Consider the following 22,237-nt stretch of genomic DNA (forward strand, 5'->3'; position numbering starts at 1 on the left):
GCCTGCGCGTTCTGGCGGTTGCCTCGGAATGCTTCCCGATGGTGAAGACGGGTGGGCTGGCGGATGTCGTGGGCGCGCTCCCGGGGGCGCTGGCGGGTGAGGGGATCGGCGTCACCACCCTGCTGCCCGGCTATCCGGCAGTGCTTGCGGCGCTTCAGGCGACGGAGACGGCTCGGGACTGGCCGGATTTCTTCGGCGGGCCGGCGCGGCTGCTGCGCGGGCAGGCGGCGGGGCTCGACCTGCTCGTGCTGGATGCGCCGCATCTCTTCGCCCGGCCCGGCAATCCCTATCTCGGGCCGGATGGGCGGGACTGGGCGGACAATCCGATCCGCTTCGCCGCCCTCGGCGCGGCCGCCGCCACCGCCGCCGAGGGGTTCGACGCGCTGCATGCGCATGACTGGCAGGCGGGCCTTGCCGGCGCCTATCTGCGGCTGAACCTGCGGGGCGCGATGCCCCTCGTCTTCACCATCCACAACCTCGCCTTCCAGGGCCAATACCCGGCGGGTCTTTTCCCCCGGCTCGGCCTGCCCGCTGCGGCCTTCACGGTGGAGGGGGTGGAGTATTTCGGCGAGGTCGGCTTCCTCAAATCCGGCCTCTTCTACGCCGACCGCATCACCACCGTCTCGCCGACCTATGCCGCCGAGATCCGCACGACGCAGGGCGGAATGGGCCTCGACGGGCTGCTGCGGAGCCGCGGCGCCATGGTGAGCGGCATCCTCAACGGCCTCGACACCGCGGAATGGGACCCGGCGGCCGATCCGCATCTCGCCGCGCGCTTCTCGGCGGCGAATCCGGCGCCGCGGGCGGCCAACAAGGCGGCGCTGCAGGCGCGGTTCGGCCTGGCGGAGCAGGCAGGGGCGCCGCTCTTCCTCTTCGTCGGGCGGCTCGCCTGGCAGAAGGGGATCGACCTGGTGCTGGACGCGCTGCCGGCGCTGCTGGCCGAGGGCGGGCAACTCGCCATCCTCGGCACCGGTGACCGGGCGCTGGAGGCGCGCTGCCTGGAGGCGGCAGCCGCCCATCCCGGCCGGGTCGGCACGGTGATCGGCTTCGATGAGGGGCTGGCACGGCTGGGCTATGGCGGAGCGGATGCGGTGCTGGTGCCCTCCCGCTTCGAGCCCTGCGGCCTCGCGCAGCTCTGCGCGCTGCGCTATGGCGCGCCGCCGGTGGTGGCACGGGTCGGCGGCCTCGCCGATACGGTGATCGATGCCAATGAGGCCGCGCTGGCGGCCGGCGCGGCGACCGGGGTGCAATTCGCCCCGCCCTCGGCGGAGGCCCTGGCTGCGGCGCTGCATCGCATGGCCGCCCTCTACCGCGATGCGCCGGGCTGGGCGCGGATGCAACGCAACGCGCTTCAGGCGGATGTCTCCTGGGCGCGCTCGGCGGGGCGATATGCGGCGCTGTTCCGGTCCCTGATCCATGGCTGAGCCGCCGGTCGGCGTCCTGGCCGAGGAGGGGGGCCTGCGTGTCGGGGTGGTGGCGCCCGATGCGACCGCCATCGAATTCTGCCTCTTCGAAGGCGAGAGGGAGGTAGCGCGGCATCGCCTCCGCGACCGCACCGGTGCCGTCTGGCATGGGCATGTGCCGGGTGTGCGGCCCGGGGCGTGCTACGGCTTCCGCGCGCATGGGCCCTGGGCGCCGGGCGAGGGGCATCGCTTCAACCCGGCCAAGCTGCTGGTGGACCCTTGGGCGACGGCGCTCGATCGCGGCTTCCGCCTGCATCCCGCCCTGTTCGACACGGGTGAGCGGCCGGACGAGACCGACAGCGCGCCCTTCGTCCCGAAGGCCATCATCGCCGCCCCAGCCCCGCCGCCCATGCCGCTGCCATCCCTGCCGGGCGGCCCTAGGGTGATCTACGAGGCGCATGTCCGCGGCTTCACCATGCGCCACCCGGCCATCCCGGAGGCCATTCGCGGCACCTTCGCCGGCCTCGCCCATCCGGCCGCCATCGCCTATCTGCAGGCGCTCGGCGTCACCCATGTCGAGTTGCTGCCGGTGGCGGCTGGGGTGGATGAGCGGCACCTGCCGCCGCTCGGCCTCACCAACTACTGGAACTACAACCCGGTTGCCTGGCTCGTGCCCTGTCCGCGCCTGGCCCCGGGCGGCATGGCGGAGGTGCGGGCCGCCGTTGCGGCGCTGCGGGCGGCCGGCATCGGCACCATCCTCGATGTCGTCTTCAACCACAGTGGCGAGAGCGATGCGGAGGGGCCGACCCTCTCGCTGCGCGGACTCGGCAATGCGGCCTTCTACCGCACGCGCGGCGCCGGCTATGCCAATGACGCGGGCACCGGCAATACGCTGGCGCTGGAGCGGCCCTGGCCGATGCGCCTGGTGATGGATGCGCTGCGGCACTGGGCGGTGCAGGCCGGGGTGGCGGGATTCCGGCTCGACCTCGCCGCCACCCTCGGGCGGCGGGAGGACGGCTTCGACCCGCAGGCGCCGCTGCTCAATGCGATGCGCCAGGACCCGGTGCTGCGCGAGCTGCTCATCATCGCCGAGCCCTGGGATATCGGGATGGGCGGCTACCAGCTTGGCCGCTTTCCCGCCGGCTGGGGCGAATGGAATGACCGCTTCCGCGACACCACACGCCGCTTCTGGCGGGGCGATGGCGGGTTGCTCGGCGAATTCGCCACCTGCCTCGCCGGCTCCGCCGATATCTTCGGCGCCGACCGGCCGGTGACGGACAGCGTCAATTTCATCACCGCGCATGACGGCTTCACCTTGGCCGACCTCGTCGCCTTCACCGAGCGTCGCAATTGGGCGAATGGCGAGGAGAACCGGGACGGCACCGGGGAGAACCATTCCTGGAACCATGGCGTCGAGGGGCCGACGGAGGATGCCGGGGTGCTCGCCCGCCGGGCCGGCGATGTCCGGGCGCTGCTCGGCTTGCTGCTCGCGGCGCGCGGCACGCCGATGCTCTCCATGGGCGACGAGGCGGGACGGAGCCAGGGCGGCAACAACAATGCCTACGCGCAGGACAACCCCCTTTCCTGGTTGGACTGGGAGGGGATCGACTGGGACCTCGTGGAATTCACCGCCGCGCTGGTGCAGGCGCGGCTGGCCCATCCGGCGCTGCATGACGGCCGACCCCTGACCGGCGAGGCCGTTGACGAGACCGGCATCCCCGATGTCGAGTGGCGGCGAGCGGAGGGTGGCCCGCCGGACTGGGACGGGGGCCGGAGCCTCGCGGTGGCGTTCTACGCCGCGGGCGATCGTGTGCTCGTCGCCATCAATGGCGACGCGGAGGCCGTGGCGCTGGTCCCGCCCGTGCCGCGCCACGGCTTTGCCTGGACGGTTCTGGCCGACAGCGCCGGGGCGGCGGGCGACCTCGCCCCCCGCAGCCTCCGCCTCCTGGCCGAAAGCCCGGCCTGACCGCTACTTCGCCGCGACCGGCAGGCCGAGCGGTGCGGCGGCGCTGCGCCGCTTGCGCTCGACGATGCCGACGATGCCGCGCGGCAGGTAGATCATGAAGAGCACCAGCAGGATGCCGTAGATCAGCGGCGCGCCGCCGGTGAACTCCGTGCCGAAGGCGATGCGCAGCCCCTCCTCCAGCCCGATGGTGATGATGGCACCGACGGTCGGCCCGAGCGGTGCATACATGCCGCCGGCGATGGCGCCGAAGACGATCTGCAGCGAGATGCCGAGGCCGGCGAGCGATTCCGGATTGAGGTACATCCGGTACTGCGCCGTCAGTGCGCCGGCCAGCGCGGCGAGGGCTGTCGAGATCACCGTGACGCGCAGCTTCTCCCGCGTCACCCGGATGCCGATGGAGGCGGCCGCCTCCTCGTCCTCGGAGATGGCCGCGAGCGCCTTCGAGGCCATGGACCGGTCGAGCAGCCACCAGGCCAGCAGCCCGCCCGCCCAGGCCAGCAGCGCCAGCCACCAGAAGCCCGCCTTGTCGAACTGCATCGCCAGGAAGGCCTGGTCGGCCGGCACCCGGTCCGGCGTCATGCCGAGCGAGCCGCCGGTATGCTCGCGCAGCGCGGTGATGAGGATGCGGACGATCTCGCCGGCGGCCAGAGTCACCAGCGCGAAGTAATGGCCGACGACCTTCAGCCGGAAGCAGGGATAGCCGAGCATGACGCCGACCAGCGCCGCCAGCCCGACCGCGACCGGGATGCCGATCCATGGGCTGAGGCCGGCCATGTTCCAGAGCAGCGCCATGGTATAGGCGCCGATGCCGAGGAAGGCGCCATGGCCGAAGGAGACGAGGCCGTAGCGCCCCATCATGGCCCAGCCGGTCCCGGCGACCGCGGTCAGCAGCACGGTGACGCCGAGATGGATGAAGTAGTCGGGCGGCGAGAGCAGCGGGATGCAGGCCAGCGCCAGCAGCAGGGGGATGACGTATCTCATCGGGCGAACAGCCCCCTCGGCCGGGCGAAGATGGTGACGATGAAGAAGCCGAAGGCAACGACATAGGAGAATTCGGTCGTCCCCCAGAAGCCGCCGACCGAGACGATGATGCCCATGAGGAAGGCGGCCAGGAAGCCGCCCAGCATGTTGCCGAGCCCGCCCATGACGCAGATCATGAAGGTGATCGGCCCGAAGGAGAGGCCGACGAAGGGATGGACGTCGAGCTGCACCACCAGCAGGCAGGCGGCGAGCCCGGCCAGGGCCCCGCCCACCGCCGAGGCGATCAGGTAGATGCGCTGCGGATCGACGCCCATCAGCGGCATCACCTCCCGGTCGCGGGCGATGGCGCGGATGGCGGTCCCGACATAGGTGAATTTCAGGAAGGCCCACAGCACCGCCGCTCCCAGGAGCGCCGCGCAGAAGGCCGCCAGCTTGGTGCCGCTGACGAAGATCTCGCCCACCTCCATCGGCGGCATGTCGACGCCGAGGCTGCGGAAATCGGTGCGGAAGATCAGCGTCATCGCGCCCTGGAGCAGGAAGAGCACGCCGCCCGTCGCCAGGACCTGGTTGATCGGCGGCGCTGCCAGCAGGGGCCGCACCACCAGCAGGTGCAGCAGCACGCCGAGCAGCGCGACCACCGGCAGGCAGGCGCCGAAGGCGAGCGGCAGCGGCCAGCCGAGCTGGGTATAGAGGAACCAGACGGCATACATGCCGACCATCACCAGCTCCGCATAGCAGAGCCAGACAACGTCCACGACGCCGAAGACGAGGTTCAGCCCGAGCGCCGGCAGGGCGAAGACGCCGCCGAGCAGGATGCCGTTGACGATGGCCTCCAGCAGGAAGGGATCCATGGGTCCTCCTTGTGAGAACCGGCCGATTCACGTCGTCGGGCTGCGCCCTCCGCCGATCGGACGGTCAGTGCCCCCCGAGATAGCTGCGACGGATGGCGGGGTCGGCGGCGAGCTCGGAGGAACGTCCCTCGGCGGCGACGCGGCCGGTTTCCAGCACATAGGCGCGGTCCACGACGCGCAGCACCTGCGCCACGTTCTGCTCGACGATCAGCACCGTCAGCCCCTCCTCGCGGATGCGGCGGACGAGGTCGAAGACCTGCTTCACCACGATCGGGGCGAGGCCGGCCGATGGCTCGTCCAGCAGCAGGATGCGCGGGGCGCACATCAGCGCCCGGCCGATGGCGCACATCTGCTGTTCGCCGCCCGACATGGTGCCGGCCAGCTGGTGGCGCCGCTGCTTCATCTTCGGGAAGAGGTCGTAGACCCGGTCCCGCCGCTCCGCGAAATGCGCCCGCGCCGCTGGGGAGAAGGCGCCGACCTTCAGGTTCTCCTCCACGGTCAGGTGCGGGAAGAGGCGGCGGTTCTCCGGCACATGGGCGATGCCGAGGGCGGGGAGCTGGTGCGGCGGCGTCCGCGCCAGATCCTGCCCGCCGAAGCGCAGCGTGCCGGCGGTCGGGCGGATAAGGCCGGAGATGACGCGGAGCAGCGTCGTCTTGCCCGCACCGTTGGGGCCGACGACGCCCACCGCCTCGCCCGGCTCGACGCGGAGGCTGATGCCGAACAGGGCCTGGAAGTCGCCATAGCCGGCATGGATGCCGGAAAGCTCCAGCGTCCCGCCCGATGGCGACTGTGGCGCGGCGCGGGTGTCGAGGGCGGCGCTCATGCGGCGCGACTCTCGGGCGGGCCGAGATAGACCTCGGCCACGCGCTCATCGGCCTGCGCCGCCTCGGGCGTTCCCTGGAAGATCACCGCACCATGGTCGAGCACCACGACGCGATCGACGACGGAGAGCAGCACGCCCATGATGTGCTCCACCCAGACGATGGTGATGCCACGCTCGTCGCGGATGCGCTTCAGCATGGCGGCCGCCTGGTGCATCTCGGCGGTGTCCAGCCCGCCGAGGCTCTCATCCGCCAGCAGCAGCCGCGGCTGGGTGGCGAGCGCCCGGGCCAGCTCCAGCTTCTTCAGCCCGGCGGCGCCGAGGCCCTGCGTCGTCGCATGCGGGTCGTCGGGCAGCTGGGCGAGGCGCAGCGCATCGCGCGCCCGGGTCTCCGCTTCGTCGCGGCTGATATGCCCGCCGGCGCCGTAATGCGCGGCGAGCACGGCATTCTCCAGCAGGGAGAGACCGCGGAAGGGGCGGGGGATCTGGAAGGTTCGGCCGATACCCCGGCGGCAGGTCTCGTCCGCCGTCAGCCCGCCGATCTCCTCCCCGGCCAGCCGCACCGAGCCCGAACTCGGCTTCAGCATGCCGGCGATGCAGTTGAAGCTCGTGCTCTTGCCCGAGCCGTTCGGCCCGAGCAGGCCGAGGATCTCGCCCCGGCCTACGGCGAAGGAGACATTGTCGACCGCGGTGAAGCCACCGAACCGCTTGGTGAGCCCGGCGACCTCCAGCAGCGGAGCCGCGCTCATCGGGCGGCGTAGGCGTTGCTGGCGGGCAGGGGCATGACGACCGGCTGGCCGAGCGCCGCGGGCCAGACCACCTTCGACTTGCCGTTCTCGAACTGCATGACCACCGCGATGCTGCGTTCGTTCTGCCCCGCCATGGGGTTGCCGGGAGGCGCGAATTTCACGCCATAGCCCTGGATGGTGCCGCCGGTCGGCACGTCCACCTCGAGCGCCGCCTCCCGCAGCGCATCGGCGGTCATCCCGCCGGTCTTCCGCACGGCGGGCTTGAGCACGTGCTCGAGGAAGATCCAGGTGTTGTTGAAGCCCATGGAGGCATGGGTCGGCGGGTCGCTCAGCTTATGCTTGGCCTGGAACCGGTCCATGAAGGTCTTGGCCAGGTCGCCGACCCCGGGCTGCAGCTTGCTCCAGTCGAGCATCTGGGTCGCGGCCGGGTCCACGTTGCACATGTAGTTGACGTCCTGGCCGAAGGTTTCGCTCAGCCGGTCGATCTGCGACCAGCCGGCCCCATGGCCGATCAGCATCTTGAAGCGCAGCCCGCCCGATTTCGCCTGGCGGAGGAAAAGCGTGATATCCGGGTTGTAGCCAACCTGCAGGACGATATCCGGCCGCTCCCGCCGCAGCTTCGTCACCAGGGTCGAAAGGTCGGGCGCGGTTGCCGAATAGGCCTCCTTCAGCACGATCGGCATGTTGCGCTGCCTGGCATTCGCCTCGATCGCCGCGGCGACGCCGGTGCCGTAGGGCCCATCCTCGTAGATGACGCCGAGCTTCACCTTGTCGGGCGCGATGCCGAGCTTCGCCTGGGCGTTGTCGGCGATGGCGGAAATAGAGCCCTCGCCATACTGGTCGGAATGCACGGTGGGGCGGAAGACATAGCGGAAATTCTTGTCCTTCAGCACCGCGGTCGCGATGGCCGAGGTGATCCACATCATCTTCCTCGCCTGCTCGAACCGGCCCGAGAGCGGCACGGCATGGGCCGAGGAATAGATCCCCGTCACCACCTCCAGCCGTTCCTGGCCGAGCAGCCGCTCCATCTCGTTGATGGCGACGTCGGCCTTGCTCTGGCTATCGGCCGTGATGGCCTGGACCGGGCGGCCATCGACCCCGCCACGCTCGTTGAACAACTCGATCGCCACCTCGGCGCCCCAGAAGAGCGGCTGGCTGCCGGCACCGGCGAAGGGGCCGGAGAGGTCGGTCATGACCCCGACCCGGAGCGGGTCGCCCCCGCGCGCCGGGCCCTGGGCGCGCGCCACCGTGGCGGGAATGGTGAGGGCCGCGCCGGCCTGCAGCAGGCCGCGACGGGTGCTCCCGAATGCCTTCATCTGGCGTCTCTCCCTGGTGCCGCTGCCCTCTGCCGGGGCGCGTGCGGAACAGAGCGAAGCCCGGCTGCGGGGTCGCCGTCAAGCGAGAGCCGCGGCCGCCGCTACTTTCGGTTCCGGGCGGCGATCGTCACCATCATCACGACGACCATGATCACCACCCCCGTGCGGTGCTGGCTGATCCATTCAAGCGCCTGTTCGATCGGCATGCGGCCCTCCTGCCTGGATGGTGGGCCGGCGCCCCGCCCGCGCCAAGGCCCGGGACGGATGGCTCCGCCGCCGCCTGGCGGCTAGCCTCGACGGCGGCAAGCGGAGACGAGGCGATGACCGGGCCCAGCAACCACTACGGCGCGACCGCCGCGCGCATCCACGGCCGACCGGGCCGGGAGACACGGCCGGCGAGCCTGACCATCGACATCCACGCCCATGTGCTGGTGCCGGAGGCCGGCGCCTTCGTCGCGCCCCATCTCGACCCCTCCACAATCCCGCTCAGCCGCTTCGCAACGCCGGAGACCGCGGCGCTGAACGCCCGGCAGAATGCCGACCGGCGCACGGTCTTCACCCAGCACGGGCCGCGCCTGGCGGAGCTGGATGGGATGGGCATCGACCTGCAGGTCTGCGCCCCGCCGCCGCCGCAATGCTACTACACCGTGCCGCTCGACATCGCGGTGCCGGCGACGCGGATGGTGAATGACGGCATCGCCGCCTTCTGCGCCGCGCGGCCGGACCGCTTCCTCGGCCTCGGCTCCGTTCCGATGCAGGATGCCGGGGAGGCAGTGCGCGAGCTCGAGCGCTGCATGGGCCCGCTCGGCTTCAAGGGCGTGCAGATCCTGACGACCATCGGCGACCGGGAACTCTCCGACCCCGCCTTCGAGCCATTCTGGGCGGCGGCGGAGCGGCTCGGCGCACTGGTGATGATCCATCCCAACGGCTTCAGCGAGGGCGGGCGCCTCACGCGCTTCTACCTCAACAACGTGCTCGGCAACCCGCTCGATACCACAGTCGCGCTGCACTACCTGATCTTCGACGGCGTGCTGGAGCGCCATCCGGCGCTGAAGATCCTCGCCGTGCACGGCGGCGGCTTCCTGCCGGCCTATTCCGGGCGGATCGACCATGCCTGGGGCGCCCGCTCCGACAGCCGCGGCACGCTGCCGCAGCCGCCGACGCATTACCTGCGAAAGGTGTATTTCGACACCATCGTCTTCACGCCGCACCAGCTGGAATACCTGGTGCGGCTCTACGGCGCCGACCGGATCATGATGGGCACCGACTTCCCCTTCGACATGGCCGAGAGCGACCCGATCGGCCATATCTGCTCGGTCGAGAGCTTCGACGCGGCGACGCGGGCGGCGCTCGCCGGCGGCACGGCGCGGGCGCTGCTCGGGCTGTAGCGCCGGGCAGCGCCCCCTGTCATGGCTCAGACATGAATGCCGTCGAGCTCCTTGCCGGCATTCTCCGGGCTGCAGAACCAGATAACGGCGCCCTGCAGCAGCATGAAGACCGGGATCATGAGGAAAGCGGCGGCGAAGCTGCCGGTACTCTCGCGCAGCCAGACGGCGACGAAGGGCCAGAGCACATAGCCGATGAAGAAGGCGACGGCCCAGGAGAAGCCGTTGCCGACGCCCCGGATGCGTGTCGGGTAGATCTCGGTCGTGTAGGTCGTGGCCGGCCCCCAGACGCCGAGGAAGCCGATGCTCCAGAGCAGGCCATAGGTCCAGAGCAGGGGACGGCTGTCGGTGTAGATCCAGAGCGTGATGAACAGCGCCCCTTCCAGCAGCATCAGCAGGAAGCCGAGCCGCCGCCCGAAGACGTCGATGATCCAGCCGGCCCCGGCGATCCCCACCACGCCGATGAGACCCCAGGCGATGTAGAAGCTGCTGTACTCCGCCGTGCTCCAGCCATGCGCCTCCTTGAGGAAAAGGGGCATCCACAGGCCGACCGTCGAGAAGGCGATGAGGTTCGTCGTGGCGACGAAGGTGGCGAGGCTGGTGTTGCGCAGCATGTCGGGCAGGAAGAGCTGGCGGATGCCGACCTTTTCCGCCTTGCCAATCCAGGCCGTGTCATCGGCATTCAGCCGGCCACCGCCGGCCAGCTGCGCGCGGATGCGTCGCTTGCGGTCCATGGTGCGGACCCAGTAGGGCGATTCCGGGCAGAGCAGGCGGACATAGATCGCCAGCAGCGCGACCGCCGCCGGCAGGACGAAGGCCGCCCGCCAGCCCCAGGCGCCCACCACGACGGCGGTGATGGTGCCGGCCAGCGCGGCGCCGACACCCCAGGCGGCGCGGTCGGCGCAGACGATCCGGCCGCGCAGCCGCGCCGGCCAGGTCTCCGCCACCAGCATCGAGCCGATGGCCCACTCACCGTTGAGGGCGAAGCGGCACATCGCATAGGCGGCGACGAAGAAGCCCCAGGTTGGCGCGAGTGCCACCAGCGGCATCATCAGCGAGAACATGGCGATGTTGATGGCGAGCAGCGTCCGCCGCCCATAGCGGTCCGCAAGCCAGGGCCAGAGATAGAGGCCGACGATGCCGACCAGCATGGCGATCTGCACGCCGCTGCGGTACTCGGGCAGGCCAACGGCGAATTCCTGCATCACCAGCGGGGCGACCAGGGCAAAGATGGCGCCGTCCATGCCATCGAAGCCCCAGCCGAGGCCATTGGCCCAGGCGATGTGCCAGTGCGTGCCGGTCAGCCGCCCGCCTTCCGCCGCGACGTTGCGGTAGGCGGCGGAGCGCATGTGCTGCTCCTCCAGCGGGCCACCGGCCGTGGCGGGCCCGGGCAGGGGTGTTGCCCCGCCGTCCAGTGTCGTCGAACTCATGCCGTTTCCTTCCCTCCTGGCCTCGCGCATTAACCGCGCCTTACCCGGTGCCAGTCTTGGTGCCGGGGGTTACCATGGTGGTTCGCGCGATGTGGTCTCGCGCTTCGGGAATGGTGGGCGCCCGCTGATACACAGCGCAACCGTTGGTCGTATACGCTGGTCGGGCCCAGCGATGACGTATTCGTGAGCACAAAACGGACAAGCCATGCCGTTGAAAATGCGAAAGCTTGTTGCGGGACGTCGAGTGTCTGACCCGCTACGTGTCAAAAAGGAAACGCTCGGCCTGGGATGCAAGCAGCCGGTGTTACCAAACGGGCAAGGGTTGTATGCTGGGGGTTCGAGCTAGGAGACCCGTATGGGAGAGGCGCACGGCCAGCAGGCCCCTGCGCGGCGGCAGCCCCCGCCGGCGGAGGACCTTCGCACGCTGTCCTTCGAGGACGCTCTGGCGGAGCTGGAAGAGATCGTGAAGTCGCTGGAAGGTGGCCGGGGCACGCTGGCCCAGGCCATCGCCGATTACGAGCGCGGCGCCGCGCTCCGGCGGCATTGCGAGCAGAAGCTGGCGGAAGCGGAGGCGAAGGTGCAGGCGATCGTCGATGCGCCGGGTGGCCCCACCCTCCGCGACGTGGAATGAGGCCCACCCAGGAATGAGCATGACCACCGAGACCCAGGATCTCCGCCGCGCCATGGCGCGGGCAGCCGAGGAGATCGACCAGGCGCTGGACATCCTGCTGCCGACCGAGGAGGGGCCCGAGGCCCGGCTCTATGCCGCCATGCGCTACGCCGCCGTGGGCGGCGGCAAGCGGCTGCGCGGCTTCCTGGTCCTGGAGGGCGCCCGGCAATTCGGCGTCTCGCGCCATGCCGCGCTCCGCGTCGCCGGCGCCATCGAGATGCTGCATGCCTACAGCCTCGTGCATGACGACCTGCCGGCGATGGACGATGACGACCTGCGCCGCGGCAAGCCGACCGTGCACAAGGCCTTCGACGAGGCGACCGCCATCCTCGCCGGCGATGCCCTACAGACCCAGGCCTTCCTCGTCCTCGCGCAGGAGGATACGCATCCCGACCCGGCGGTGCGGGCCGAGCTGGTGCGCTGCCTCGCCCAGGCCTCCGGCGCGCGCGGCATGTGCGGCGGCCAGATGCTCGACATGCTGGCGGAGGAGGGCGGCCAGCAGCTCGACGAGGCAGCGATCGGCCGGCTGCAGACGCTGAAGACCGGCAAGCTGATCGAATTCTCCGCCGAAGCGGGTGCCGTCCTCGGCAAGGCCGCCGCCTCGCAGCGCCATGCGCTGCTGGGCTACGGGCGGGACCTCGGCGCCGCCTTCCAGATCGCCGACGACCTGCTCGACGCCACGGCCACGGCCGAGGAGACGGGCAAGCGGACCGGCAAGGATGCCGAGGCCGGCAAGGCGACCCTTGTCTCCCTGCTCGGCCTCGAGCGGGCCCGGCTGCAGGCCGACCGGCTCGTCGACCAGGCCAAATCGCATCTTGACGGCTTCGGAGAGAGGGCAGACCTGTTGCGCATGCTCGCTGATTTCGTGATCGAGCGGAGGAACTGATGTCCGTACCCTCCGCAACCCCACTCCTCGACCGTGTCAAGATCCCGGCCGACATGCGCAACCTCTCGGCCGAGCAGCTCAAGCAGCTCGCCGCCGAGCTCCGGGCCGAGACCATCCACGCGGTCAGCCAGACCGGCGGGCATCTCGGCGCATCGCTCGGCGTCGTCGAGCTGACGGTCGCCATCCACGCCGTCTTCGAGACGCCGCGGGACCGGCTGATCTGGGATGTCGGCCATCAGGCCTATCCCCACAAGATCCTGACCGGGCGGCGCGACCGCATCCGCACGCTGCGCCAGGGCGGCGGCCTCTCCGGCTTCACCCGCCGCAGCGAGAGCGAGTACGACCCGTTCGGCGCGGCGCATTCCTCGACATCCATCTCCGCCGGCCTCGGCATGGCGGTGGCGAGCGAGCTGAAGGGCGACCCGCGCAACGTCGTCGCCGTCATCGGCGACGGCGCGATGAGCGCGGGCATGGCCTATGAGGCGATGAACAATGCGGGTGCGGAGAAGTCGCGCCTCATCGTCATCCTCAACGACAACGACATGTCGATCGCGCCGCCCGTCGGCGCGATGAGCGCCTATCTATCGAAGGTCGTCTCCTCGCGGCCCTTCCTCTCCATCCGCGACATGATGGCGAAGCTGGCGCGGCGCTTCCCGGCGCCGATCGAACGCGCCGCCAAGCGGGCGGACGAGTACGCACGCGGGCTGCTCACCGGCGGGACGCTGTTCGAGGAGCTGGGCTTCTACTATGTCGGGCCGATTGATGGGCACGACCTCGACCACCTGCTGCCGATCCTGCGCAACCTGCGTGATACCGAGCTCGGCGAGCCGGTGCTGCTGCATGTGGTGACGCAGAAGGGCAAGGGCTATGCGCCAGCCGAGGCGAGCGCCGACAAGTATCATGGCGTCGTCAAGTTCAACGTCGTCACCGGCGAGCAGCAGAAGCCGCCGCCGGGGCCGCCGAGCTACACCAAGGTCTTCTCCAATGCGTTGATCGCGGAAGCCGAGGCGGATAGCCGGATCGTCGCCATCAACGCGGCGATGCCGGCGGGCACGGGCCTCGATGCCTTCGCCAGGAAATTCCCCAAGCGCAGCTTCGATGTCGGCATCGCCGAGCAGCATGCGGTGACCTTCGCCGCGGGCATGGCGACGGAGGGCATGAAGCCCTTCTGCGCCATCTATTCCACCTTCCTGCAGCGCGGCTACGACCAGGTGGTGCATGACGTAGTGCTGCAGTCGCTCCCCGTCCGCTTCGCCATGGACCGGGCGGGGCTGGTCGGCGCCGATGGCGCGACCCATGCGGGCAGCTTCGACATCGCCTATCTCGGCTGCCTGCCGAACATCGTGCTGATGGCTGCGGCCGACGAGCTGGAGCTGATGCACATGGTCGCCACCTCGGCGGCCATCGACGACCGGCCGAGCGCCTTCCGCTATCCCCGTGGCGAGGGCTTCGGGCTCGAGCTGCCGAAGCGCGGCACGCCACTCGAGATCGGCAAGGGACGCACCCTCAAGGAAGGCACCTCGGTCGCCATCCTCTCCTACGGCGCGCGCCTGCGCGAATGCCTGAAGGCGGCGGATGAACTGGGCGCGCGCGGCCTCTCCACCACCGTGGCCGATGCCCGCTTCGCCAAGCCGCTGGACACCGACCTGGTCGAGCGGCTGGCGCGCGAGCATGAGGTGCTGATCACCATCGAGGAGGGTTCGGTCGGCGGCTTCGGCAGCTTCGTGCTGCACCACCTGGCGCTGCGCGGCATGCTGGACCATGGGCTGAAGGTGCGGCCGATGGTCCTGCCGGACCGCTTCATCGACCACGAGAATCCGAAGAAGCAGTATGACGAGGCGGGGCTGAACGCCGCGCAGATCGTCGCCATGGCGGTGTCCGCGCTCGGCTCGAGTGCTGCCGTGCAGCCGGCGCGGGCCTGAGGCCATCGCCAAGGAGCGGGCCGACCAGGCGCTGGTGGACCGGGGGCTGGCCGAAAGCCGCACCCGGGCCCAGGCGCTGATCCTCGCCGGCAAGGTCTTTTCGGGCGAGCAGCGGGTGGAGAAGGCGGGGCAGTTCCTCGCCCCCGGCACGCCGCTCGAGGTGCGTGGCCAGGATCACCCCTGGGTCTCCCGGGGCGGGGTGAAGCTCGACCACGCCATCCGGCATTTCGGCCTCTCGCCGAAGGGAAAGGTTGCCCTCGATGTCGGCGCCTCGACCGGCGGCTTCACCCATGTGCTGCTGCATCACGGCGCGGCGCGGGTCTTCGCCGTCGATGTGGGCCACGGGCAGCTGGCCTGGACCCTCCGCAACGACCCTCGCGTGACGGTGATGGAGCGGGTGAACGCCCGCTACCTGGAGGCCTCCCAGCTCGACGCCGTGCCGGAGGTGCTGGTCTGCGATGCCAGCTTCATCGGGCTGCAGGTGGTGCTGCCGCAGCCCCTCTCGCTCTGCGCCCCGGGCGCCTGGGCGGTCGCGCTGATCAAGCCGCAATTCGAGGTGGGGCCTGCCATCGCCAAGGGCGGGGTGGTGCGCGATGCCGCCGTGCATCGCAGCGTCTGCCACAAGATCGAGGAGTGGTGGGGCGCGCTGCCGGGCTGGCGGGTGCTCGGGGTGGAGCCGAGCCCCTTGCTCGGCCCCGAGGGGAACCGCGAGTTCCTGATTGCTGCGCTGCGGGATAAGCTGGCGGGATGAGCGACTCACCCATCCCCTTCGACCCAGCCGATGCCGGCTGGAAACCCATGCGGCCCGAGGGCTACCCCGCCCTGATCGGCCCCTTCTGGTACAGGCGGGAGGAGGGTGGCTTCCGCTACGGCTTCCCGGCCGAGCCACGCCACCTGAACAATGGCGGCGTCGTCCATGGCGGCATGCTGATGAGCTTCGCCGACGACGTGCTCGGCATGACCGTCTGGGAGGCGGCCGGCCGCAAGCCCTGCACCACGGTGCAGCTGAGCACCCAGTTCATCTCGCCGGCCCGGCCGGGGGATTTCGTCGAGGGACGCGCGGAGATCTTGCGCGCCACCCGCTCCGTGGTGTTCGTGCGGGGCCTGGTCACGGTTGGCGACCGGACCGTCATCCATGCCGACGGGATCTGGAAGATCCTCGGCGCCTGAGCCGTCGCCGTCTATCGGGAGGAATCAAGAATGCGCACCGCCGTCCTCGTCTCCACCGCCCGCACGCCGATCGGCCGGGCCTATCGTGGCGCCTTCAATGACACCCAGGCCCAGGCGCTGGGTGGCCATGCCATCGCCGAGGCGGTGAAGCGGGCCGGGATCGACCCCGCCGAGGTGGAGGACGTGACCATGGGGGCCGCCCTGCAGCAGGGCAGCCAGGGCAGCAACCTCGCCCGGCAATGCGCCCTCAGGGCCGGGTTGCCGGACACGGTCCCCGGCATGACGGTGGACCGGCAATGCTCCTCCGGCCTCATGGCCATCGCCACGGCGGCGAAGCAGATCGTGGTGGATGGCATGCAGGTGGCCGTCGGCGGCGGGCTCGAATCCATCTCGCTCGTGCAGAACGACAAGATGAACCGCTACCGCACGCGCGACCCCTGGCTCACCGAGCATGTGCCGCAGCTCTACATGTCCATGCTGGAGACGGCCGAGATCGTCGCCGAGCGCTACAAGGTCTCGCGCGAGGCGCAGGACGAGTACGCGCTGCGCTCCCAGCAGCGTACCGCCGCGGCCCAGGCGGCCGGGCGCTTCGATGCCGAGATCGTGCCCCTGCCGAGCATCATGGCCGTCGCCAACAAGGAGACGGGCGAGATCAGCCACAAGCCGGTGACGCTGACGAAGGATGAGGGCAACCGGGCGGATACGACGCTCGCCGGCCTCAACGGGCTGAAGCCGGTGCTGGCCGATGGACAGCAGGTGAAGCAGGGACGCTTCATCACGGCGGGCAATGCCAGCCAGCTCTCGGACGGTGCCTCGGCGGCGGTGCTGATGGAGGCGGGGGAGGCGTCCCGTCGCGGGCTGCATCCGCTCGGCATCTATCGCGGCATGGCCGTCGCGGGCTGCGACCCCGCCGAGATGGGCATCGGCCCGGTCTTCGCCGTGCCCAAGCTGCTGAAGCAGCACGGCCTCAAGGCCGAGGATATCGATCTTTGGGAGCTGAACGAGGCCTTCGCCTGCCAGGTGATCTATTGCCGTGACCGGCTGGGCATCCCGGATGAGCGGCTGAACGTGGATGGCGGGGCCATCGCCATCGGCCATCCCTATGGGATGAGTGGTGCCCGCATGGCCGGCCATGGGCTGATCGAGGCGAAGCGCCGTGGCGGCCGCTATGTGGTCGTTACCATGTGCATCGGCGGCGGCCAGGGCGCCGCTGGCTTGTTCGAGGTCGCCTGAACAAGGCGCCTGGGTGGGGTGCCTGCCGCGGACCAGCCGCGGCAGGCGGGCCTCGTGTCCCTATTCGGCCGCGATCTGAGCCTCAGCCGCGCTGATCTCGGCGAGCAACGTCCAGACCCGGTGCGGGTCCATCCGCACATCGGGGTCGTTCAGCAACTGGTCCAACTCGTCGAGCTTGGCCTGGAATTCGCGGTCGTTCATGCGTCTCCATCCTCTCTGGCGCCGCCAGCCTGGCTGCCGGCACCGTCGGTCGGTGCCGGCTGGAAACGTGGCAGATTGAAGACGGTTTCCTTCCGGAATCCGGCTGATTTGCCCGTCACATTGAGGAGAGAATGGCAGGCGCCAGGGCCTGGAGCTTCGCGGCCGGATGCGCCGGGTTGCGGAAGCGCAGCGCCGGCTCGATGGCTGCATCCGGTGGCGCCGCGCCGAACATCTCGAAGCGGGAGGCGCAGGTGACGGCAACGACACGGCGGGCCGGTGCCGTGGTCAGGAACCGCCGTACAGCACCCTCAAGCTCGAGCTGCTCGCGCAGCCCGCGCCACTCGGCCCGGTCGAGATCCTCGAGGAAGACGGCGGCGATGCCGGGCTTGTGGCCCGAGAGCCGGTCCTCCGCCATCCGGCCGAGACGCCGGGCCACGGCGCTGGCGATTTCGTTCTCGCGCCCGGCCCGGGCTGCCATGACGAAGACGCTGCCGCTGCCAGGATCGGTGGTGATGGCGAGATGCGCCTCGGGTCCGAATTGGGCACGCAGGCGGGCGGACAGGCTGGCCTGCGTCTGGCCTGCCGCCTGGGTACCGGCCAGCATCAGCGGGTCGAGCTTCAGCACGGCCTGGGCCGCGGCGTCCTGGCGCCGCTCCGATGCCAGCATCCCGGTGATCTGCTGGTGCAGCCGCGCCAGGTCGTCCGGGCCTGAAATACCTTCGGGCAAGGTCATCTTGAGCAGGTAGCGGCCGGGATGGGCAGCAAGCCAGGCCTGCACCCCGGGCGTGATGCGGTCGACCAGCGCATACCAGTGGCCCCGATGGACCGGCCTGCCTTCCTCCGCCGAGACGGTTTCGCAGATCACTTCGGCACTGGCGCCATCCCGCTCCACCAGCAGGTCATGCGACGTACCCTCGGCCAGGCCGGTGAAGCGGATGGAGAAGCCGCTCTCGCGCAGCAGGGCAGCGGTGCGAAGGAGATGGAAGATGGGGATGAGGGTTGCCTCCCCCGTGAGCCCGGCGAGGATCTGGTCGCGCAGGCGGGCGCGGGGGCCCTCCGGCAGGCTGTCCGCCAGGCGCACCGCTTCCTCGGCGAAGGCGCAAAGGCGACGCTCGGTGCTGGTGGCGCGCGTCAGGGCCTGCCGCCCGGAGATGCGGGCAAGGGCGAGTTCGAGCGCATGCCGCTGTTGCGCGGCGCGGCCGGTCAGGGAGCCGGTCTGGGCGCGGTTGCCGATATCGGCCAAGCGGGCTGCCCAGGCCGCTTCGCCGCAGAGCGCCACGAAGGCATCGAGACCGGGATTGGCGGCGGTCAGGCTTGGGGAGGCAGGGAATCTACTTCCCTGCCGAAGCTGCGCCGGCTGCGGATCGGCGAAGGTCATGGCTTCGTCTCATCCCTACTCGCTACGACTGCTAAACGCCTCGCCGGGGAAAAGGTCAAGGGAGCTTGCCTCGCGCCACGGAACCCCGTTCGGGCCTGCTGCGCTTCTGGCTCTCTTCCCATTTTCTGTTCCTGGCACGAGGTTGTATGCCGAAATTCGATCCGCTTCTCGCCTATCTGGATGGCCAGCCGACGGCGCGCTGGAATGCCCCGGACGAGATCGGCACCCCGGCCAGCATTACCTACAGCTTCACCCGGGCAGTGCCGGCCTATGACGATCCCGCTACCCATCCCGGCTTCACTCCCCTCAGCGGCTCGATGCAGGCGGCGGTCCGTACGGCGCTCGACTCCTGGGCCGACGTTGCCAACCTGACCTTCACCGAAGTGCCCGATTCCGGGGGCGGCGGCGAGATCCGCATCGGCAGCCATGAGATGGGGTATGGCGGCTACTCATACTACCCCGCTTTCGAGGGTGGGGAGCCGACCGACCTCGCCGGCGACATCTATCTCGGCCGCTACCCGGAGAATGCGCACACCGCGCCCGGCCAGTACGGGCTCGAGACCATCGTGCATGAGATTGGCCATGCAATCGGCCTGAAGCATCCCTTCGAGGGCAGCCACACCTTGCCCGCCTCCGAGGAGGATCTCGGCCATACCGTCATGGCCTATGATCCGCCGAAGAATTCCAATGTCGTCAGCGTCACCGGCACCGCGGCGGACTACCGCTATGTCTCCCAGCCGCTCTACCCGAGCGGGCCGATGCTGTACGACATCGCCGCGGCGCAATTCCTTTACGGCGCCAACATGGCGCATGCCACGGGCAATGACAGCTATGCCTGGGCCACCCATGCCCGGTTCTTCGAGACGATCTGGGATGCCGGTGGCACGGACAGGATCGATACCTCGAACCAGACCCTCGATTCCGTCATCGACCTGCGCGACGGCCATTATTCCAGCATCGCCATGCGCGACAGCGTGGCGGAGAAGCGCCTGGAGATCCCGGCCTTCGCCACCGAGGCGCCGACGCCGGCCTATGACGGACACAACAACCTGGCGATCGCCTTTGGGGCCGTGATCGAGAACGCCACCGGCGGCTCGGGCGCCGACACCATCACCGGCAATGCCGTGGCGAACAGCCTTGATGGCGGGGCCGGCGCCGACAGCCTCGACGGCGGCGCGGGCGCGGATACGTTGATTGGCAGGGACGGCAACGACTCCCTCGCCGGCGGCGACGATTCAGCCATTGATCGCCTGCTGGGCGGCAACGGGAATGACCGGCTCGACGGCGCCTCCGGCCATGGCGAGGCGGATTGGCTGGCCGGCGGCGCGGGCGACGATCTCTATGTGATCGACAGTGCCGCCGACATGGTGACCGAGGTCGCGGGGCAGGGGACCGACACGGTCCATCTCCGCATGCCCGGCGGCCGATACTCCCTCCCGGCCCATGTCGAGAACCTGGTGCTGGAAGGGACCGCCCAGACCGGGGGAGGCAATGAGCTGGCCAATGTCATCACCGGCAATGCGGCGGGGAATTGGCTGCTCGGCGGCGCGGGGGCCGATACGCTCGACGGCGGTGCCGGCGCGGATATCCTCTTCGGTGGCGAGGGCGCGGATCTCTTCGTCGTCGCCCGTGGCTCGGGTGGTGACCGGATCGGCGACTTCGCCCCCGGTGCCGATGAGATCCGGCTCTCCGGCTTCGGCGTCTCGAGCTTCACCCAGCTGCTCGGGCGGACCAGCGACGGAGCGAGCGGGGCGGTGATCGATTTCGGCGGGGGCGACAGCCTGTCGCTCGCGGGCATAGCCAAGTCGGCGCTCGCGGCGGGCGACTTCGTCTTCGCCTAGAACTGGCCTGGCTGTTGGCCCTAGTTCCGCGGCAGCCGGGCCTCGCCCGGCGCATCCGGGTTCTGCGCCCGGTGGCGGAGGAGGTGGTCGGCCAGCACCAGGGCCAGCATCGCCTCGCCCACCGGCACGGCGCGGATGCCGACGCAGGGGTCGTGCCGGCCCCGGGTCAGCACCTCCACCTCCTGCCCGAAGCGGTCCACCGAGCGGCGGGGGGTGAGGATGGAGGAGGTCGGCTTCACCGCGAAGCGGGCGATGATCGGCTGGCCGGTGGAGATGCCCCCCAGCACGCCACCGGCGTGGTTGTCGCCGAAGATCACCCGGCCATCGGGGCCCATGCGCATCTCATCGGCATTGGCCTCGCCGGTCAGGGCGGCGGCGGCGAAGCCCTCGCCGATCTCGACGCCCTTCACCGCATTGATGCCCATCAGCGCCGCGGCGATATCGGCATCGAGCTTGCCATAGATCGGCGCGCCGAGGCCCGGGGGGACGCCCTCCGCCACCACCTCGATGACGGCGCCGAGGGAGGAGCCGGATTTGCGCGCCTCCAGCAGCCGTTGCTCCCAGCGGGCGGCGGCGGCGCGGTCGGGGCACCAGAACTCGTTCTCCTCGACCGCCGCCCAGTCCCAGGCGGCGCGGTCGATGCGGTCATCGCCCATCTGCACCAGCGCGCCACGGATGGTGACGCCTTCCAGCACGCGGCGGGCAACGGCGCCGGCGGCCACGCGCATCGCCGTCTCCCGCGCGGAGGAGCGGCCGCCCCCCCGGTAGTCGCGGATGCCGTATTTCAGCTCATAGGCGAGGTCGGCATGGCCAGGGCGGAAGCGGTCCTTGATCTCCCCGTAGTCCTTGCTGCGCTGGTCCTGGTTCTCGATCAGCAGCGAGATCGGCGTCCCCGTGGTCAGCCCCTCGAAGGTGCCGGAGAGGATGCGGACCTGATCCGGCTCCTGCCGCTGGGTGACGAAGCGCGAGGAGCCCGGGCGGCGCCGGTCGAGGAAGGGCTGGATATCCGCCTCGGTCAGCGCCAGCCGGGGCGGGCAGCCATCGACGACGCAGCCGATGGCCGGGCCATGGCTCTCGCCCCAGGTGGTGACGCGGAAGAGATGGCCGAAGCTATTGTGGGACATGCGCCGGGGCGGTCAGACGGTGCTGATATCCGGCGCATCCACCGACTTCATGCCAACCACATGGAAGCCGCTGTCCACGTGATGCACCTCGCCGGTCACCCCGGCCGACAGGTCGCTCAGCAGGTAGAGGCCGGCGCCGCCCACCTCCTCGATGGTCACGTTGCGCTTCAGCGGCGCGTTATACTGGTTCCACTTCAGGATGTAGCGGAAGTCGCCGATGCCGCTGGCGGCCAGCGTCTTGATCGGCCCGGCGGAGATGGCGTTCACCCGGATGCCGATGCCGCCGAGATCCACCGCGAGATAACGGACGCTTGCCTCCAGCGCCGCCTTGGCCACGCCCATGACGTTGTAATGCGGCGTCACGCGCTCGGCGCCGAGATAGCTCATCGTCAGCAGCGCGCCGCCCGGCTTCATCAGCGGCACCGCGCGCTGGCTGACCGAGACGAAGGAATAGGCCGAGATGTCGAGGGCCTGGAGGAAGGCCTCGCGCGGCGTGTCGAGATAGCGGCCGCGGAGGTAATCCTTGTTGGCGAAGCCGATGGCATGGACCAGGAAGTCGATCCCGCCCCAGCTTTCCTTGAGGGTGGCGAAGGTGGCGTCGACGCTGGCATCGTCGGTCACGTCGCAGGGCAGGACGAGGCTGCTGCCGATGCTTTCGGCCAGCGGGCGCACGCGGCGCTCCAGCGCCTCGCCCTGATAGGTGAAGGCCACCTCCGCCCCCTGCGCGGCGACCGCGCGGGCGATGCCCCAGGCGATGGAGCGATCATTGGCGACCCCCATGATGAGGCCGCGCTTGCCCGCCATGAGCGTGCCGGTTGGGGCGTCTGCGAGGGGCGCGTCGGGCATGATTGGTTGGGACCGGCTCTGGTAGTGGGTGTTGTGATCGCTTTGGCGTGGTGGCACACCCCCGG

The 22,237-nt window shown here is 70.1% G+C and carries 20 protein-coding genes; 10 read left to right on the plus strand and 10 right to left on the minus strand.

Going from position 1 to position 22,237, the window contains the following annotated elements; genetic code table 11:
* The first annotated feature begins 2 nt into the window (after nucleotides 1–2).
* On the plus strand, nucleotides 3–1,424 hold the full coding sequence (glgA, locus tag BLR02_RS00865; RefSeq protein ID WP_090661470.1) for a glycogen synthase GlgA: 1,422 nt from the start codon (nucleotides 3–5) through the stop codon (nucleotides 1,422–1,424).
* Nucleotides 1,417–3,369: a glycogen debranching protein GlgX gene (glgX, locus tag BLR02_RS00870; protein WP_090659590.1), complete on the plus strand. Its 1,953-nt coding sequence runs from the start codon at nucleotides 1,417–1,419 to the stop codon at nucleotides 3,367–3,369. Before glgA ends, glgX begins: the two co-directional genes overlap by 8 nt.
* 3 nt (nucleotides 3,370–3,372) lie before the next feature.
* Here glgX and BLR02_RS00875 read toward each other — a convergent pair whose 3' ends face one another.
* The 5 genes from BLR02_RS00875 to BLR02_RS00895 all read right to left on the minus strand — a co-directional run bounded on the left by BLR02_RS00875 (nucleotide 3,373) and on the right by BLR02_RS00895 (nucleotide 8,086).
* A complete protein-coding gene (locus BLR02_RS00875) occupies nucleotides 3,373–4,350 on the minus strand; it encodes a branched-chain amino acid ABC transporter permease (protein WP_090560510.1) in 978 nt (325 codons plus the stop codon).
* Nucleotides 4,347–5,201 (minus strand): branched-chain amino acid ABC transporter permease, encoded by an 855-nt coding sequence (locus tag BLR02_RS00880; protein ID WP_090560511.1) that lies wholly within the window; start codon nucleotides 5,199–5,201, stop codon nucleotides 4,347–4,349. Before BLR02_RS00880 ends, BLR02_RS00875 begins: the two co-directional genes overlap by 4 nt.
* Before the next feature lie 64 nt (nucleotides 5,202–5,265).
* Nucleotides 5,266–6,024: an ABC transporter ATP-binding protein gene (locus BLR02_RS00885; protein WP_090560512.1), complete on the minus strand. Its 759-nt coding sequence runs from the start codon at nucleotides 6,022–6,024 to the stop codon at nucleotides 5,266–5,268.
* Complete coding sequence (locus BLR02_RS00890; protein WP_245704569.1) at nucleotides 6,021–6,770, minus strand: ABC transporter ATP-binding protein; 750 nt, start codon at nucleotides 6,768–6,770, stop codon at nucleotides 6,021–6,023. Before BLR02_RS00890 ends, BLR02_RS00885 begins: the two co-directional genes overlap by 4 nt.
* Nucleotides 6,767–8,086, minus strand: a complete 1,320-nt coding sequence (locus tag BLR02_RS00895; RefSeq protein ID WP_245704570.1) for an ABC transporter substrate-binding protein — start codon at nucleotides 8,084–8,086, stop codon at nucleotides 6,767–6,769. Before BLR02_RS00895 ends, BLR02_RS00890 begins: the two co-directional genes overlap by 4 nt.
* A 320-nt stretch (nucleotides 8,087–8,406) precedes the next feature.
* Between BLR02_RS00895 and BLR02_RS00900 the strand changes: the two genes are divergently transcribed.
* On the plus strand, nucleotides 8,407–9,474 hold the full coding sequence (locus tag BLR02_RS00900; protein ID WP_176849314.1) for an amidohydrolase family protein: 1,068 nt from the start codon (nucleotides 8,407–8,409) through the stop codon (nucleotides 9,472–9,474).
* Nucleotides 9,475–9,500: 26 nt separating this feature from the next.
* Here the strand turns inward: BLR02_RS00900 and BLR02_RS00905 are convergent, their stop codons facing one another.
* Entirely contained in the window at nucleotides 9,501–10,901 is a 1,401-nt protein-coding gene (locus BLR02_RS00905) for an MFS transporter (protein WP_090659595.1), read from the minus strand.
* Between the two features lie 355 nt (nucleotides 10,902–11,256).
* On the opposite strand from BLR02_RS00905, the gene BLR02_RS00910 reads away from it, so the two are divergent.
* The 6 genes from BLR02_RS00910 to BLR02_RS00935 are packed head-to-tail and all read left to right on the plus strand — an operon-like array spanning nucleotide 11,257 to nucleotide 16,782.
* Nucleotides 11,257–11,532: an exodeoxyribonuclease VII small subunit gene (locus BLR02_RS00910; protein WP_090560515.1), complete on the plus strand. Its 276-nt coding sequence runs from the start codon at nucleotides 11,257–11,259 to the stop codon at nucleotides 11,530–11,532.
* A gap of 13 nt (nucleotides 11,533–11,545) precedes the next feature.
* The gene (locus BLR02_RS00915; protein WP_408735458.1) at nucleotides 11,546–12,457 is read left to right on the plus strand and encodes a polyprenyl synthetase family protein; all 912 of its coding nucleotides are present in this window, start codon (nucleotides 11,546–11,548) and stop codon (nucleotides 12,455–12,457) included.
* Nucleotides 12,457–14,379 (plus strand): 1-deoxy-D-xylulose-5-phosphate synthase, encoded by a 1,923-nt coding sequence (dxs, locus tag BLR02_RS00920; RefSeq protein ID WP_090659598.1) that lies wholly within the window; start codon nucleotides 12,457–12,459, stop codon nucleotides 14,377–14,379. The genes BLR02_RS00915 and dxs overlap by 1 nt, the downstream gene beginning before the upstream one ends.
* A gap of 4 nt (nucleotides 14,380–14,383) precedes the next feature.
* Nucleotides 14,384–15,130, plus strand: coding sequence for a TlyA family RNA methyltransferase (locus BLR02_RS00925; protein WP_090661479.1), 747 nt, complete (start codon nucleotides 14,384–14,386; stop codon nucleotides 15,128–15,130).
* Nucleotides 15,127–15,549 (plus strand): PaaI family thioesterase, encoded by a 423-nt coding sequence (locus tag BLR02_RS00930; protein ID WP_218127833.1) that lies wholly within the window; start codon nucleotides 15,127–15,129, stop codon nucleotides 15,547–15,549. Before BLR02_RS00925 ends, BLR02_RS00930 begins: the two co-directional genes overlap by 4 nt.
* Nucleotides 15,550–15,579: 30 nt before the next feature.
* On the plus strand, nucleotides 15,580–16,782 hold the full coding sequence (locus tag BLR02_RS00935) for an acetyl-CoA C-acyltransferase (RefSeq protein WP_090659601.1): 1,203 nt from the start codon (nucleotides 15,580–15,582) through the stop codon (nucleotides 16,780–16,782).
* 60 nt (nucleotides 16,783–16,842) lie between these two features.
* On the opposite strand, the gene BLR02_RS00940 is transcribed toward BLR02_RS00935, so the two are convergent.
* Complete coding sequence (locus BLR02_RS00940) at nucleotides 16,843–16,983, minus strand: peptide chain release factor 1 (RefSeq protein ID WP_090560519.1); 141 nt, start codon at nucleotides 16,981–16,983, stop codon at nucleotides 16,843–16,845.
* 115 nt (nucleotides 16,984–17,098) lie between these two features.
* The gene (locus BLR02_RS00945) at nucleotides 17,099–18,361 is read right to left on the minus strand and encodes a hypothetical protein (protein WP_090659604.1); all 1,263 of its coding nucleotides are present in this window, start codon (nucleotides 18,359–18,361) and stop codon (nucleotides 17,099–17,101) included.
* 146 nt (nucleotides 18,362–18,507) lie between these two features.
* Between BLR02_RS00945 and BLR02_RS30770 the strand changes: the two genes are divergently transcribed.
* A complete protein-coding gene (locus BLR02_RS30770) occupies nucleotides 18,508–20,202 on the plus strand; it encodes a M10 family metallopeptidase (protein WP_090659607.1) in 1,695 nt (564 codons plus the stop codon).
* Between the two features lie 20 nt (nucleotides 20,203–20,222).
* On the opposite strand, the gene aroC is transcribed toward BLR02_RS30770, so the two are convergent.
* Together aroC and fabI are read right to left on the minus strand one after the other, a co-directional pair.
* A complete protein-coding gene (gene aroC, locus BLR02_RS00955) occupies nucleotides 20,223–21,326 on the minus strand; it encodes a chorismate synthase (RefSeq protein WP_090659610.1) in 1,104 nt (367 codons plus the stop codon).
* 12 nt (nucleotides 21,327–21,338) lie between these two features.
* Nucleotides 21,339–22,172 carry an enoyl-ACP reductase FabI gene (gene fabI, locus BLR02_RS00960; RefSeq protein WP_090560523.1) on the minus strand — a complete coding sequence of 278 codons (834 nt, stop codon included), beginning with the start codon at nucleotides 22,170–22,172 and terminating at the stop codon, nucleotides 21,339–21,341.
* Between the last annotated feature and the right edge of the window lie 65 nt (nucleotides 22,173–22,237).

The organism is Belnapia rosea (genome assembly GCF_900101615.1).
Classification (GTDB): domain Bacteria; phylum Pseudomonadota; class Alphaproteobacteria; order Acetobacterales; family Acetobacteraceae; genus Belnapia; species Belnapia rosea.

What these genes read in the sequence shown, in the direction of transcription:
- glgX (WP_090659590.1), top strand. Translation starts at nt 1,417, where the DNA reads ATGGCTGAGCCGCCGGTCGGCGTCCTGGCCGAGGAGGGGGGCCTGCGT.
- BLR02_RS00875 (WP_090560510.1), bottom strand. Translation starts at nt 4,350, where the DNA reads ATGAGATACGTCATCCCCCTGCTGCTGGCGCTGGCCTGCATCCCGCTG.
- BLR02_RS00880 (WP_090560511.1), bottom strand. Translation starts at nt 5,201, where the DNA reads ATGGATCCCTTCCTGCTGGAGGCCATCGTCAACGGCATCCTGCTCGGC.
- BLR02_RS00885 (WP_090560512.1), bottom strand. Translation starts at nt 6,024, where the DNA reads ATGAGCGCCGCCCTCGACACCCGCGCCGCGCCACAGTCGCCATCGGGC.
- BLR02_RS00890 (WP_245704569.1), bottom strand. Translation starts at nt 6,770, where the DNA reads ATGAGCGCGGCTCCGCTGCTGGAGGTCGCCGGGCTCACCAAGCGGTTC.
- BLR02_RS00895 (WP_245704570.1), bottom strand. Translation starts at nt 8,086, where the DNA reads ATGAAGGCATTCGGGAGCACCCGTCGCGGCCTGCTGCAGGCCGGCGCG.
- BLR02_RS00900 (WP_176849314.1), top strand. Translation starts at nt 8,407, where the DNA reads ATGACCGGGCCCAGCAACCACTACGGCGCGACCGCCGCGCGCATCCAC.
- BLR02_RS00905 (WP_090659595.1), bottom strand. Translation starts at nt 10,901, where the DNA reads ATGAGTTCGACGACACTGGACGGCGGGGCAACACCCCTGCCCGGGCCC.
- BLR02_RS00910 (WP_090560515.1), top strand. Translation starts at nt 11,257, where the DNA reads ATGGGAGAGGCGCACGGCCAGCAGGCCCCTGCGCGGCGGCAGCCCCCG.
- BLR02_RS00915 (WP_408735458.1), top strand. Translation starts at nt 11,546, where the DNA reads ATGAGCATGACCACCGAGACCCAGGATCTCCGCCGCGCCATGGCGCGG.
- dxs (WP_090659598.1), top strand. Translation starts at nt 12,457, where the DNA reads ATGTCCGTACCCTCCGCAACCCCACTCCTCGACCGTGTCAAGATCCCG.
- BLR02_RS00930 (WP_218127833.1), top strand. Translation starts at nt 15,127, where the DNA reads ATGAGCGACTCACCCATCCCCTTCGACCCAGCCGATGCCGGCTGGAAA.
- BLR02_RS00935 (WP_090659601.1), top strand. Translation starts at nt 15,580, where the DNA reads ATGCGCACCGCCGTCCTCGTCTCCACCGCCCGCACGCCGATCGGCCGG.
- BLR02_RS00940 (WP_090560519.1), bottom strand. Translation starts at nt 16,983, where the DNA reads ATGAACGACCGCGAATTCCAGGCCAAGCTCGACGAGTTGGACCAGTTG.
- BLR02_RS00945 (WP_090659604.1), bottom strand. Translation starts at nt 18,361, where the DNA reads ATGACCTTCGCCGATCCGCAGCCGGCGCAGCTTCGGCAGGGAAGTAGA.
- BLR02_RS30770 (WP_090659607.1), top strand. Translation starts at nt 18,508, where the DNA reads ATGCCGAAATTCGATCCGCTTCTCGCCTATCTGGATGGCCAGCCGACG.
- aroC (WP_090659610.1), bottom strand. Translation starts at nt 21,326, where the DNA reads ATGTCCCACAATAGCTTCGGCCATCTCTTCCGCGTCACCACCTGGGGC.
- fabI (WP_090560523.1), bottom strand. Translation starts at nt 22,172, where the DNA reads ATGCCCGACGCGCCCCTCGCAGACGCCCCAACCGGCACGCTCATGGCG.